Source organism: Neptunitalea chrysea (assembly GCF_027924145.1).
Classification (GTDB): Bacteria; Bacteroidota; Bacteroidia; order Flavobacteriales; family Flavobacteriaceae; genus Neptunitalea; species Neptunitalea chrysea.
Window position 1 is genome coordinate 54,562 of the sequence record NZ_BRVP01000015.1, and the last position, 13,997, is coordinate 68,558.

14 protein-coding genes are annotated in these 13,997 nt (G+C 33.6%); 11 read left to right on the forward strand and 3 right to left on the reverse strand.

Annotated elements, in window-relative coordinates; genetic code table 11:
* Window positions 1-118: 118 nt before the first annotated feature.
* The 8 genes from NBRC110019_RS11525 to NBRC110019_RS11560 all read left to right on the forward strand — a co-directional run bounded on the left by NBRC110019_RS11525 (window position 119) and on the right by NBRC110019_RS11560 (window position 6,397).
* On the forward strand, window positions 119-979 hold the full coding sequence (locus tag NBRC110019_RS11525) for an SPFH domain-containing protein (protein WP_281754996.1): 861 nt from the start codon (window positions 119-121) through the stop codon (window positions 977-979).
* Between the two features lies 1 nt (window position 980).
* A complete protein-coding gene (locus NBRC110019_RS11530) occupies window positions 981-1,154 on the forward strand; it encodes a DUF4177 domain-containing protein (RefSeq protein WP_281754998.1) in 174 nt (57 codons plus the stop codon).
* Window positions 1,151-1,651 carry a hypothetical protein gene (locus tag NBRC110019_RS11535; RefSeq protein WP_281755000.1) on the forward strand — a complete coding sequence of 167 codons (501 nt, stop codon included), beginning with the start codon at window positions 1,151-1,153 and terminating at the stop codon, window positions 1,649-1,651. Before NBRC110019_RS11530 ends, NBRC110019_RS11535 begins: the two co-directional genes overlap by 4 nt.
* A complete protein-coding gene (locus tag NBRC110019_RS11540) occupies window positions 1,641-2,585 on the forward strand; it encodes an alpha/beta hydrolase (protein ID WP_281755001.1) in 945 nt (314 codons plus the stop codon). The genes NBRC110019_RS11535 and NBRC110019_RS11540 overlap by 11 nt, the downstream gene beginning before the upstream one ends.
* A gap of 1 nt (window position 2,586) precedes the next feature.
* On the forward strand, window positions 2,587-2,760 hold the full coding sequence (locus NBRC110019_RS11545) for a type II toxin-antitoxin system antitoxin (RefSeq protein WP_281755003.1): 174 nt from the start codon (window positions 2,587-2,589) through the stop codon (window positions 2,758-2,760).
* Window positions 2,747-3,568 (forward strand): HAD family hydrolase, encoded by an 822-nt coding sequence (locus NBRC110019_RS11550; RefSeq protein ID WP_281755005.1) that lies wholly within the window; start codon window positions 2,747-2,749, stop codon window positions 3,566-3,568. Before NBRC110019_RS11545 ends, NBRC110019_RS11550 begins: the two co-directional genes overlap by 14 nt.
* A gap of 80 nt (window positions 3,569-3,648) precedes the next feature.
* Window positions 3,649-5,538, forward strand: a complete 1,890-nt coding sequence (locus NBRC110019_RS11555; protein ID WP_281755007.1) for a M61 family metallopeptidase — start codon at window positions 3,649-3,651, stop codon at window positions 5,536-5,538.
* 136 nt (window positions 5,539-5,674) lie between these two features.
* Entirely contained in the window at window positions 5,675-6,397 is a 723-nt protein-coding gene (locus tag NBRC110019_RS11560) for a DUF4369 domain-containing protein (protein ID WP_281755009.1), read from the forward strand.
* Window positions 6,398-6,424: 27 nt separating this feature from the next.
* On the opposite strand, the gene NBRC110019_RS11565 is transcribed toward NBRC110019_RS11560, so the two are convergent.
* Complete coding sequence (locus NBRC110019_RS11565; protein WP_281755011.1) at window positions 6,425-7,579, reverse strand: cysteine desulfurase family protein; 1,155 nt, start codon at window positions 7,577-7,579, stop codon at window positions 6,425-6,427.
* Between the two features lie 89 nt (window positions 7,580-7,668).
* On the opposite strand from NBRC110019_RS11565, the gene NBRC110019_RS11570 reads away from it, so the two are divergent.
* Window positions 7,669-8,568: a hypothetical protein gene (locus NBRC110019_RS11570; RefSeq protein WP_281755013.1), complete on the forward strand. Its 900-nt coding sequence runs from the start codon at window positions 7,669-7,671 to the stop codon at window positions 8,566-8,568.
* Window positions 8,569-8,573: 5 nt separating this feature from the next.
* On the opposite strand, the gene NBRC110019_RS11575 is transcribed toward NBRC110019_RS11570, so the two are convergent.
* Window positions 8,574-9,113: a DUF8465 domain-containing protein gene (locus tag NBRC110019_RS11575; RefSeq protein WP_281755014.1), complete on the reverse strand. Its 540-nt coding sequence runs from the start codon at window positions 9,111-9,113 to the stop codon at window positions 8,574-8,576.
* A 68-nt stretch (window positions 9,114-9,181) separates the two neighbouring features.
* On the opposite strand from NBRC110019_RS11575, the gene NBRC110019_RS11580 reads away from it, so the two are divergent.
* On the forward strand, window positions 9,182-11,056 hold the full coding sequence (locus tag NBRC110019_RS11580) for a DUF8693 domain-containing protein (RefSeq protein ID WP_281755015.1): 1,875 nt from the start codon (window positions 9,182-9,184) through the stop codon (window positions 11,054-11,056).
* Window positions 11,057-11,128: 72 nt separating this feature from the next.
* Here NBRC110019_RS11580 and rocD read toward each other — a convergent pair whose 3' ends face one another.
* Entirely contained in the window at window positions 11,129-12,373 is a 1,245-nt protein-coding gene (gene rocD / locus NBRC110019_RS11585) for an ornithine--oxo-acid transaminase (RefSeq protein ID WP_281755016.1), read from the reverse strand.
* Between the two features lie 208 nt (window positions 12,374-12,581).
* Between rocD and rlmD the strand changes: the two genes are divergently transcribed.
* Complete coding sequence (gene rlmD, locus NBRC110019_RS11590; RefSeq protein ID WP_281755017.1) at window positions 12,582-13,994, forward strand: 23S rRNA (uracil(1939)-C(5))-methyltransferase RlmD; 1,413 nt, start codon at window positions 12,582-12,584, stop codon at window positions 13,992-13,994.
* Window positions 13,995-13,997: the final 3 nt, after the last annotated feature.

Sequence of the window (13,997 nt, forward strand, 5' to 3'; positions counted from 1 at the left end):
TTTTTAATTAAGGTTTACCGCAAAGGTAAATACCTTAATTTAAAATAATTGTTAAACCTCTCCAAAATAAAAAATTATATTTATATATTTGTGATATCATTTTAATATCATTTCAATTATGACACAAGAAAAAACTATTGTTCCATCGGGAGGTTACCTTATGTTCTTCCTGTTACTTATACTTTTTATAGGTAGTATTGCTACTTCTATTTATTTTAGAACACCTGCATTTTTTGCTATTTCGGCTATCTCATTCATTTTATTTTTTGGCCTGGTTTTGGTAAATCCAAATGAGTCTCGAGTAATGCTACTTTTTGGTAAATACAAAGGGACCATTAAAGAAAATGGACTTTATTGGGTAAATCCTTTATACAGTAAAAAGAAAATCTCTTTAAAAGCAAGCAACTTTGATAGTGAACGTTTAAAAGTAAATGACAAGCTTGGTAACCCTGTTATGATAAGTACCATTTTAGTTTGGAGAGTTACTGATACTTACAAGGCTGCTTTTGACGTAGACAATCATGAAAACTTTGTACGCGTACAAACAGATGCGGCTGTTAGAAAATTAGCAAGCATGTACTCATACGACAATTTTAACGACGACGGACACGATGAAGAAATCACCTTGCGTTCAAGCGTTAATGAGGTAAGTGAAAATCTTGAAAAAGAAGTTCAGGAACGTTTATCTATGGCAGGTATAGAAGTATTAGAAGCAAGAATAGGATACTTAGCATACGCACAAGAAATTGCCAACGCAATGCTAAAAAGACAACAAGCTACTGCCATTGTTGCCGCTAGACATAAAATTGTTGAAGGAGCTGTTAGCATGGTAGAAATGGCTATAGAAGAGCTTAGCAAAAAAGAAGTTGTAGACCTAGACGAAGAACGCAAAGCAGCTATGGTAAGTAATTTAATGGTAGTACTATGTGGAGACAAAGATGCTTCACCTGTAGTGAATACTGGAACCTTAAATCATTAATATGAAAGAATACAAAATGGTAAAACAAGCCAAAGGGGCGTTTAAAGGATACTTAAAAGACGAGGATTTTATTCAGGTTTTAAATCAAGAAGCACGAGGTGGATGGAAAGTAGTAAGTGTAGTTAGTAATAACGGAGCTTATTTAAAAGCCATTTTAGAGCGAGATAAATCATGACTCCCTTTACTGAAAAACAGAAACTAGGGAATTGGATATTTATTCTTTTGGGAGTAGATTTCTTTATAGTAATTGCCATTTTATTTAACGAATATTACAATAATGGCGTACCACTTTCAGAACTCTACACTTCCATTATTATAATTACCACCATCAATGTGTTACTAGTATTAACGATTACAAATATAGCTCAATACACACTTATTAATAAGGAAGGAATACACTATAAGTATACTCCATTTGTAAACAAATACAAAACTATTCCATTAGAGAAAATAACCAGTTTTCAAATAGAATCTTATGACACCCTGAATTATGGATATGCGGTAGGTAAATGGAATTTTTTCTCTAAAACTGATATGGTTACACAGATGGGGCTAGAAAAAGTAATACGAATTGAATACGGTGCTAAGAAACCTATTATAATAGGTTCTCAAAAACCTAACGAATTCTATACTATATTAAAAAAACTCAGAAAACCCGAGAATGATGAATAAATACATACTAACATTTTTGACCATATTTTGTAGTTATCAAGTTTTCAGTCAAAACATAACTACCGAGGAAATAAATCTTGAAAACGGTAAAATAAAATTACCCGGAACCTTAACATATCCTAAGTCAGACAAAAAAATGCCCCTGACAATCTACATTCATGGGAGTGGCAATGTAGACAGAAATGGCAATCAAAAAGCAGCTATGCCCGTATCTCCATCATACATTCAACAATTAGCAGATTCACTTAATAAAAAAGGAATCGCTTTTTACAGATACGACAAACGTAGCGCTACACAAGAAAACATTCCTATATTAATGAAAGGTATTGTGTTTGATGAATTGGTAGATGATGCTGTTATAGCTGTAAACAATTTTAAAGAGGATACAAGATTTGACAACATTATATTAATAGGCCATAGTCAAGGTTCACTTGTTGCTATGCTCACAGCTCAGCAAACCAAGGTAGCTAAATATATATCATTAGCAGGCCCTGGAGATCCTATTTCAAAAACATTAATTTCACAGATTGAGAAACAAAGCCCACCTCTTGCAGAAAAGACTGCAACCTATTTTAAAGAACTAGAAGAAACAGATACCATTGCATCCGTAGATCCTTTATTATTAAGTATCTTTGCTCCTCAAAATCAAAAGTTCTTTAAAAACTGGAATCATTACACTCCTTCTGAAGAAATTAAGAAATTAACAATCCCTATTCTCATTATTCAGGGAAATGCAGATTTGCAGGTTACCGTAAAGGATGCTACTACATTAAAAGACGCATATCCAAACGCAGTTTTAGAAATCATACCTGATATGAACCATGTCTTGAAAGAAGTTAAGAATACAACCGAAAACCAACAATCATATTATAGCCCTGATTTTCCGTTATCTTCTAAATTAGTGTCAATTATTTCAACTTTTATAAAACAATAATATGTCTAAAAAGAAAGCTTTTGCATTACGAATAAATGAAGACATGTTAAAGGCCATTGAAAAATGGGCTTCTGACGAATTTAGAAGCACTAATGGTCAAATTGAATGGATGCTTATGCAAGCGCTTAAAGAAGCAAAGAGACAACCAAAAAACAAAGATAATGACCAAGCCTAAGATTTTTTTCTCTGATATTGACGGTACTTTATTAAATGCAGAAAGAGACCTTTCTGAAGCAACCATTAGTGAAATTGGAAAAATTAAAAATGAGGTTCCCATAATTTTAGTGTCGGCACGTATGCCTAAACAAATGCGCCATTTACAAGAAAAACTAAATGTTTTACACGAGCCACTAATTTCATATAACGGAGCACTTGTTTTAGTTGATAACAAAGCCATACACTCCGTTGAAGTCCCTTTAGACATCATTGAATATATTGTAGATTACAACAGTAATAATACTGACGGACAATTTCATGTGAGCTTATACAACAACGATGAGTGGTATGCTCCACAATATGACTATTGGGCTAAAAGAGAAGAAAACAACACTAAAGTTACACCAGAAATAAAGTCTAATAAAGAGGCGTTATCTAAGTGGAAATTAGAAGGTAAGGGTGCACATAAAATAACATGCATGGGCGATGAGCATCTTATAGACGCAGCCTTTAAGCATTTTGCAGAGAAATTTGAAGGAATACTCCATTTATACAGGGCTAAAGATACCTATATAGAAATAGCTCCAAGAGAAGTATCTAAACTAACTGGTATTAAAAAACTACTAGCAAACAAATACACCACCTTAAATTTGAGTGATGTTATTGCCTTTGGCGACAATTATAATGACACTGAGATGATAGCAAACGTAGGATATGGAATTGCCGTATCTAACGCCCGTGAAGAGGTAAAAGCTGTTGCTAAAGACATCACTTTAAACCATAAAGAAGACGGTGTTGCTGTTTATTTAAAACAAATCTTTTCATAAATTTTTGCTTTAACTGTAACATATCTGTTTATTTACGTCGTATAGAGTAATTTTTGATAAAAACGAAACGAACAATCGCAATGAAGAAAATTGTAGTATCCTTATTTGCAGCTGCCTTAGTGTTAAGCTGTACTCCTAAAGTAAATGATCTCGCTACAGAAACTCCTGTAAAGGCGCTTATAGATCTTACAAATGTTAAAGATGACAAAGTAATGTCTACTATAGACCCGGGTAGATTTACTGAAGAAACAGTTACTTTCTACATTCCTAAAACTGTACCAGGAACCTATAGTGCAGACAATTACGGACAGTTTGTAGAAAATTTGAAAGCTTATGATTATGACGGAAATGAGTTAACAGTTACCAAACCAGATGTAAATTCTTGGGTAATTAGTAATGCTACTCAATTAGATAAAATTACGTATTGGGTTAACGATACCTTTGACTCTGAATCTGGCGCTTCTTTTACGGAAAGAGAAGATGTATTCTCTCCTGCAGGAACTAATATTTTAGAAGGAAAAAATTTCTTTTTAAACCTTCATATGCTTGTTGGATACTTCAAAGGACTATCCGAAAGACCTTATGAATTAACTTTTAAACACCCATCTGAGTTCAAAGCTTCTACATCTTTATCTGCTGAAGAAGGAAAAATTTCAACTGCTGATACTGATGTTTTCTATGCTTCAAGATATTTTGAAGTAACAGACAACCCAATTATGTACTCTAAATTAGATCAGGCTAAATTTAAAGTAAATGATATTGAAGTTACTTTATCTTTATACTCACCTACTGGAGCCATCAAAGCAAGTGACCTTAAAGATGCTATGGAAACTATGATGAAAGCTCAAAAAAGCTTCTTAGGAGAAATTAATAGCACGAAGAGTTATGACATCCTATTGTACCTTTCTACAATGGAAGACGATGATGCTAAAGGGTTTGGAGCTTTAGAACACCATACCTCTACAACAGTAGTTATGCCTGAAAGAATGGGAATAGAAGCACTAAAATCTACCTTAATAGATGTTGTATCTCATGAGTTTTTCCATATTGTTGCTCCATTAACAATTCACTCTGACGAAATTCAATACTTCGATTACTATGATCCACAAATGTCTGAACATTTATGGCTGTACGAAGGTGTTACAGAATACTTTGCTAATCTTTTCCAAATTAACCAAGAGTTAATTACAGAAGATGAGTTCTATGAAAGAATATTAGAAAAGCTTGACAATTCTAAAGCTATGTTTGACGACAATATGTCGTTTACTGAAATGAGTAAAAATGTATTAGTAGAGCCTTATAAAAAGGATTATGCTAATGTATACGAAAAAGGTGCTTTAATTGGTATGTGCATAGACATTATTATTAGAGAGCAAAGCCATGGAGAGAAAGGAATTCTATGGTTAATGAAAGAACTATCTGCGAAATATGGCATACACAAATCATTTAAAGATGATGAAATTATTGCTGAAATTACTGCGATGACCTACCCTGAAGTAGGAGACTTCATAAACACCTATGTAGTAGCTGCAAACCATCCAATACCATACGATGTGTTTTTTGATAAAGTTGGTTTAGAAAAATCTGCTATGGAGAGCGAAATATTTAACTTCTTCTTAAAGAATCAACAAACTCCATATATTGATATTAACATGGATGACAAGTCTATCTTCTTTAAAAAAGAAATTGAATTAAACAGCGCTATTAAGGCGTTAGGTATTCAACCAGGAGATATCATTAAATCAATGAATGGTACAGATTACAACTATGAAAATGCTCGTCAAATGATCATGGCTTCCTTTGGCTGGACCGTAGGTGATGAAATTACATTTGTAGTTTTAAGAGACGGGGAAGAAGTTACCTTAACAGGTAAGTATACCACTCCAAAAGCAACTGTTGAAGTTCTTACGGCGATACCAGACGCTACTAAAAAACAAAAAGACCTTAGAAATGCTTGGTTAAAAAACTAAGTTTCACATAAGAAAATACTATTATTTTAAAGGCAACCTTATAGGTTGCCTTTATTTTTTTCATAATGGGAAAAAAATTTCCTTTTTTTTAAAATATCATTGATATTTGCCTCATTAAGAACTAGACCTAATTAGCATGAAAAAATATATCACGGCTATTCTTCTTACTGCAGTATTAATTTCTTGTGGTAAAGACGAAAACACAATGACCATTAATGGTAATATTAAAGGGTTAAAACTGGGGACTCTTTATTTTCAACGTTTGAGCGATTCTGCTACCTATGTTAATATTGATACTTTTAAAATTGATGGTGATGGAAAATTCACCTTTGAAACTCCCATTGAAGAACCCGAAGTATTTTTTATCTACCTAGATAAAAAAGATCAAAATCCGTTAAACGACCGATTAATGGTATTTGGTGAGTCAGGAGAAATTAACATTGAGTCTACTAGAGATTATTTTACAGTAAATGCTAAAATCACAGGCTCTAAGCTTCAAGAAAAATATGACGAATACCGTCAAATAAAATCAAAATATTCTCATAAGAATTTAGACTGGATAGAACAGAAATTTAAAGCTGCTAAAAGAGACAAAAAAGAAAAAGTAGATTCTTTAAACAAACTTATAGACCAAAATACAAGAAGAAGCTATTTATACAGCATCAACTATTGTATTAACAATAAAAATTCAGAAGTAGCTCCTTATGTAGCGTTAACAGACTTAACACAAACCAGTGTAAAATATTTAGATACAATCAACAATTCACTTTCAGACAATGTAGCCTCCAGTAAATACGGAAAACTATTGAACGAATATATTGGTGAAATAAAAAAAGTAAAAGATAGTCTTAAGAAATAACTTCTCAAAAGCCCCGAATATCGGGGCTTATTTTTTGTCAAAGTCTATTAATTTTTGCACCGTATAATCAATGTCTTCTGTTGTTGTTTCTTTTGAGAAAGAAAATCGAATAGATGGTTTAGCTAAATCATCTTCAGACAATATAGCAGTTAACACATGAGACGGCTTATTACTACCAGACTGGCAAGCACTACCTGCGCTACAGGCAATACCTCCAAGCAAATCAAGATGAAACAATAATAATTTTCCTTTTTCAGCCGAGAACGGGAAGCATACATTTAAAATCGTATTAACACTATTTTCAATTACTCCTGAATTCCCATTAAAAGTAACTCCAGAAAAATGTTCTGTTAGCCTATTCATAAAATATTGCTTTATAAAGGTAAGCTGTTCTTCTGTTGTATCACTTGTAGAGACAGCCTTAACAAAGGCAGTTTCTAAACCAATAATATTATGCACTGCCTCTGTACCTGCTCGTAAACCTCGCTCCTGCTCTCCACCAAAGAGTAATGGTTTTATACCCAATCCTTTTTTAATATAAGTAAACCCAACACCTTTAGGTCCATGAAATTTATGAGCAGAGGCCGTTAAAAAATCGACATTCATGTGTTGTAAATCAAAAGAAAAATGAGTAATAGACTGCACGGTATCTGAATGAAAATATACTCCATAGGCCTTACATAGCAGCCCAACTTTTTCAATAGGTAATATATTCCCAATCTCATTATTTACATGCATCAAGCTAACCAACACCTTTCGCTCTTCATTTTCACCTAAAAGCCGCTCAAATTTGGTTAAATCTACATTACCGTTGGTATCTAAATCCACATACAAAACTTCTATACCATAATCACTCTGTAGCTGTAACACAGTATTCAATACCGCATGATGCTCTATATTAGAGGTAATAATAACTTCAACCTTTAAATCCCTAACAGCAGACCGTAAAATCATATTATTAGCCTCGGTTCCGCCAGAAGTAAAAATAATCTCAGTAGTATCTGCTCCTATGCATTTACTTATACTCTTTCTAGCCTTCTCCACCATTGTTTTGGCAGATTTACCAAAACTATGTGTAGATGAAGGATTTCCATAAAAATCCGTTAATACCTGACTCATTTTTTGAATCACCTCTGCATCAACCTTTGTAGTAGCTGCATTATCCAAATATACCTTTTTCATATAGCAAAATTACTTCAAATAAAATTATTTACAATTAACTTCGTTATAAACCTGTATTCAGTTATTTTTGCTTTGTTAAAAAATTGTAGATGAAAAAAGTTGTTTCTATTTTTCTGGTTATAAGTATGTTTTTTAGTTGTGATGACGGCGATATCGCTGTAGCCGATATCGATTTTTCTGATAGCGATATAGAGCTTTGCGGAGAATATCTTTTTTACAAGCTAAGAAACGATGACTCCGAATCGCTTTCGTTACACATAACTAACTCTAGTGAAGATATCACCAGACTTATTGGAGAAGAAACATATACCATAAACAATACTACCAACACCTTGATATACCGAGTATATAATGGTGTTGCTTCTGATTATTTTTGCAATGAACTACAACCTTCTACACCGATTGTAACCTCTGAATGGGCTGTTTTAAGTGGTACTGTGAGTATTACAACAACCCTTACTGAAGACGATAATGATGGTGTTGACTTTGATGATGAAGAACCTGGCTCTATGAACTCGGATGGGGAATATCCTGATGCTATAGATACAGATGGTGATGGATTGCCTAATTATAAAGATTTTGATGACGACGGAGATAACATACCTACAGAAGATGAAGACATTGACGAAGATGGCGACCCGACAAATGATGACACCGACGGTGACGGAATTCCTAACTATTTAGATAATGATGATGATGATGACGGTATATTAACCATTAACGAATCAATTGACGGAGACTTAAACCCTGCTAATGACTATGCAGCAGGTAACAATTTACCAAACTATTTGCTTAACACGGAAACTACAGCACTTATTGCTGCACAATACATTGAACATACGTATTACAAAACATACGAAAACTACATATTGCCAGATGATAACATCTCATTCACAAGTGACGACGGAATTGAACTTAGATTAGAGTTATTAGAGTTTGGAACGTATGAAGAAACAGAAACGGAAGAAATAACCCCTGATTTTAATTAGGAACTTTAGCTATTTTGTAATATGTAAATTTCCATAGCGCCTAACCCATACTTACTATAGTCGGCATCATAAAATTTAATATTATTATAGCGCCCAAACATGTACTCAAGTTCTGTTTTAAGAACTCCCTCTCCTACGCCATGTATAAACACTACTTTTTGTATACGTTTACGCATAGCAAAATTTAATTGACGCTCAGCCGTTTCTAATTGTAAATTCAATATATCAAAATTTGTCATACCACGAGTAGAAGGCACTAATTTTTCAATATGAAGATCTACCTCTAACCGAGGATCATCTCGTCTCTTTTTAGGTGTTACTTTTACAGTTTTCCGTCTCTTATTTTCCTTTTCTTTCATTGCCGCAGACACCTCATAATTTGCTACCGACATTATCTCATTTATAACAACTAACTCATTTTCAAGAAACGTCATTTCGAATCCATCTGGTGTTTCAAAGGTAACTTCATTTGTATTCACCCTCAAAACCTTACCACTTATCGAATCATCTAGTACTTCTACCGTATCTCCTTTTTTTATTTTCATTTTTAAATTAATTTTGTTATGTTATAAGATATTACACAAATAGTAGCTTCACATCAATTTAATGAGTTATGAAAAAAATAATTTTACTTTTTACACTTTTACTGGCAACAGCTTCAGTATCTTATGCTCAATTACGAGTTAATGATAGCTCATTTGTATATGTCAAAGATACATACCTTTATGTAAAACAAGACATTGATTTAAATGATGACGGATATTTGTACTTGAGAGAGAACGGTCAATTGTTACAAGGAACCAACGGTACTTCTTCTAACAAAGGAAATGGAAATATATCTATTATACAAGCAGGAAATGCGACTCAATACACCTATAATTACTGGAGTAGTCCAGTAGGTAGCGTTGTAGATACTACACAAGGGAATGGCAAATTTTACCCTTTACAATCTGGAACTATTAATGATTCCATTGGTTTAATTAACAGTAATCCGGCTGGTTTTACAAGTGGTTATAACGGTACTTCTGATTCTTTAATTATTTCCAGAAGATGGCTTTACAAATTTAACCAAGGTTCTTCTTACAATCAATGGTCGTTTATTGGTCATAGTAATGGCACCGGATACACTAATCCAGGATATGGTTTTAGTATGAAAGGAACTGATATTTCAGATCACAAACAACCATACGATTTTAGAGGTCGCCCAAACGATGGTGATATTCAAGTTGTTATTAAACCAGGAAATGAAACCTTAATAGGTAATCCTTACCCTTCTGCTATTGATATTGCCGCATTTCTTTTAGACCCTGACAATATTGGCAAGGTAGATGCTGCTTCTATATTATACTGGCAGCAAGACATGACTACTGCCAGCCACTATGTAGCAGACTACGTTGGTGGATACGGTGTTTGGGTTCCAGATTGCTCTAATGTAAATGATTGCGAAAAAGGAACTTATGCCTTAAGCACCTATAATTCCTATGATGACAATGGAAACATTACAGGTACTGCTAGTGCGACTATAGACCCCAATGCTATTTACAGCGGAAGAAGATTTGCTCCTGTTGGTCAAGGTTTTATGGTAAAAGGAAATGCTTCTTTAAGCGGCCCAACAACATTAACATTTAAAAACTCTCACAGAGTATTTTATAAAGAAGATGATAATTCATACTCAACTTTTAATAGAATTGGTAACATTAATGCTAAAAACATAGGTAACAACACTACTGCAAATGTAAACATTCCTTCTTATGAAGTTGTTTACAACAACGGTGCTGGTACACAAGCATTATCTAGCTATGAAAGACCTAAATATGTATTTCAGGTAATTGTAAACGAAACGTATACTAGAGACTTACTTTTAACATTGAATGATAATGCTACTATAGGTTTTGACTACGGTTTTGACGGTATTTCACCTTCTGAACTAGATACAGATGCTGCCTTTGATATTAATGGACAAGATTACTTTATTCAAAGTACTGCTTTTAATGTAAATGATTTAATTCCGTTACACTTTAAAACCAACGGAAGTAATACTACATTTAAAATATTAATTGGTTCATACATCAATGTAGATGCCAATCAGAATGTTTATATTTATGATAGTGCTTTAGACTTGTACACCCCTATTAGTGATTCTAGTATGTTTACATTTTCGTCTTCTGATGCCGATATTTCTAACAGATACTACGTTGCTTTTACAAGTTCTCCTTTAAGTGCGGAAACTGTATTATCTAGCAGCGATATTTATGTACATCAAAATAACGACTCACATGTTTTATTAGTTAAGAATCCAAGTTTATACACCTTAAAAAATGTTGAATTATTTAGTATGACGGGTCAACAAATTTTTAATGAAGGAGATTTAGGAACCGAAGAAAGTTATACATTTAATACATCTAACCTTACTACTGGAGTGTATTTGGTAAACATTACTACCACCAACAATCAGGTTGTAACTAAGAAAATAGCTATTAAGAATTAACAATATACTAATATATGTAAATAGAAGAGGCCGTCTAAAAAGACGGCCTCTTTTCATATAAAGAGAAAATTATTACTTCTCAAATTCTTTTAATGTTTTTACAATGATTGCAACACAATCTAACAATTGCTCTTTAGTCATTACCAATGGTGGTGCAAAACGTATAATATTACCATGAGTTGGTTTTGCTAATAAACCATTTCCTTTAAGGGCAACACAAATATCCCATGCAGTAGAACTATCTTCTGCATCGTTAATTACAATTGCATTTAACAACCCTTTACCTCGCACTAACTTTACAATATTAGAATCTTTAATGTAGACATTCAATTCACTTCTGAATAATTGACCTAACTCCTCAGCATTAGCGGCTAATCCTTCTTCCTCTATAACTGTTAAAGCAGCCATAGCTACTGCTCCTGCAACAGGATTACCACCAAAGGTAGAACCATGCTGACCTGGTTTAATAACCTCCATAATATCGTCATTAGCAAAAACGGCACTTACCGGATAAACACCTCCGCTAATCGCCTTCCCTAAAATTAAAACATCAGGCTTCACTTCTTCATGATCTACCGCTAATAATTTCCCGGTACGTGCAATTCCTGTTTGCACCTCATCTGCTATAAATAACACATTATGTTTTTCACATAATTCTTTTGCTTTCTTTAAATATCCTTCAGAAGGCACATATACGCCGGCTTCCCCCTGAATAGGCTCTACCAAGAAACCAGCTATATTTTCTTCTTCTATTAATACCTTTTCTAAGGCAGCTACATCATCATAAGCTATTTTTACAAACCCTGGTGTATAAGGCCCAAAGTTCTTTCTGGCATCTTCATCATTAGAGAAAGAAATAATAGTAGTAGTTCTACCATGAAAATTATTTGCACAAACCACTATTTTAGCTTCGTGTTCTGCTATCCCTCTTTTTTCATATGCCCATTTTCTACATAGCTTTATAGCAGTCTCTACGGCTTCTGCCCCTGTATTCATTGGTAATACTTTATCAAAACCAAAGAAACTAGTTGCAAATTTTTCATACCCCCCTAGCACATCGTTATAGAATGCTCTAGATGTTAATGTCAACTTTTGTGATTGCTCTGTTAAAGCATTTATAATCTTAGGATGACAATGTCCTTGATTTACCGCTGAGTAAGCAGATAAAAAATCATAATATTGTTTCCCTTCTACATCCCACACAAAAACCCCTTCTCCTCTGCTTAATACCACAGGTAGCGGATGGTAATTATGAGCTCCATACTTATTTTCTAAATCGATTGCGTATTGCGAAGTCATTTTATCTATCACTGACATACTTTTATTTTTAATCAAACATTCACAATTCCTTCTTGTAACTAGGAGAGAAATCACCCTGTAAATAGATGTTTGCAATTTAATAAATTAGGGCAACATCTAAAACTAAATGATCTTTCCACAACAAAATTTAACCTTAACGCGTGCATTCTTCCTTAATAATTCACAATAACTATAAAATGTAAATAAAACATTCTATTTTTGCCACATGGGTAGAAAATCTAGAAGAAAAATATTCGAGAATATTGCAGTGATCGATGCAGGTGCTAAAGGTAAAAGTGTTGCTAAAGCCCCTGACGGAAAAGTTATTTTTTTATCGAATGCCGTACCTGGTGATGTGATAGATGTACAAACCACTAAACAGCGAACTGCTTACTATGAAGGTGAAGCTATTAAATTTCATACACTTTCTAATAAACGTACCGATTCTGTATGCGAACACTTTGGTGTTTGTGGAGGGTGCAAATGGCAACATATGAAATACGAAGAGCAACTTAACTACAAAGAAAGTGAAGTTGTAAATAATCTTACCCGACTAGGAAAAGTAGAACTTCCTGAGGTGACCACTATTGCGGGTTCAGAGAAACAATATTTCTACAGAAATAAAATGGAATTTTCTTTTTCTGATAGCCGTTGGTTGACTCGTGAAGAAATAGAAAGTAACGCTGAATTTGATAATAGAAATGCACTTGGTTTTCATATCCCTGGTGCATGGGATAAAATATTAGACGTTAACAAATGTTGGTTACAACAAGACCCAAGTAACGCTATTAGAAATAAAACCAAAGAGTTTGCTACCAAAAACGATATTCCGTTTTTCAATGCCCGAAATCAAAATGGCTTATTAAGGTCTTTACTTATTAGAACGGCCTCTACTGGTGAAATAATGGTGCTCATTCAATTCTTTAAAAATGATGTTGAAAAAAGAACATTATTATTAGAATATTTAAAAACAGAATTCCCAGAGATTACCTCTTTACAATATGTTGTAAACGAAAAAGGTAATGATACGATATACGACCAGGAAGTAATATGCTACCACGGAAGAGATCATATTTTTGAAGAAATGGAAGGACTTAAGTTTAAAATTAATGCAAAGTCTTTCTATCAAACAAACTCTGAACAGGCTTATCAATTATACAAGATTACCCGAGATTTTGCTGGACTAACAGGAGAAGAATTGGTATACGATTTGTATACAGGTACTGGAACCATTGCTCAGTTTGTTGCTAAAAAAGCTAAAAAAGTAGTAGGTGTAGAAGCGGTACCAGAAGCTATTGAAGATGCAAAAGCTAATGCCGCAAATAACAACATCACCAATACGGTATTTTACGCCGGTGATATGAAAAATGTATTTAATGCACAGTTTATAACAGAAAATGGAGTTCCTGACGTTATTATTACTGACCCACCACGTGATGGGATGCATAAAGATGTAGTACAGCAAATACTAAACATAGCACCTAAAAAGGTTGTCTACGTTAGTTGTAATAGTGCCACTCAGGCTAGAGATTTAGCTTTAATGGATGCAACCTATAAGGTAACCAAAGTACAACCTGTAGATATGTTTCCGCAAACGCATCATGTTGAGAATGTGGTATTACTAGAAAAAAGAAAATAATTA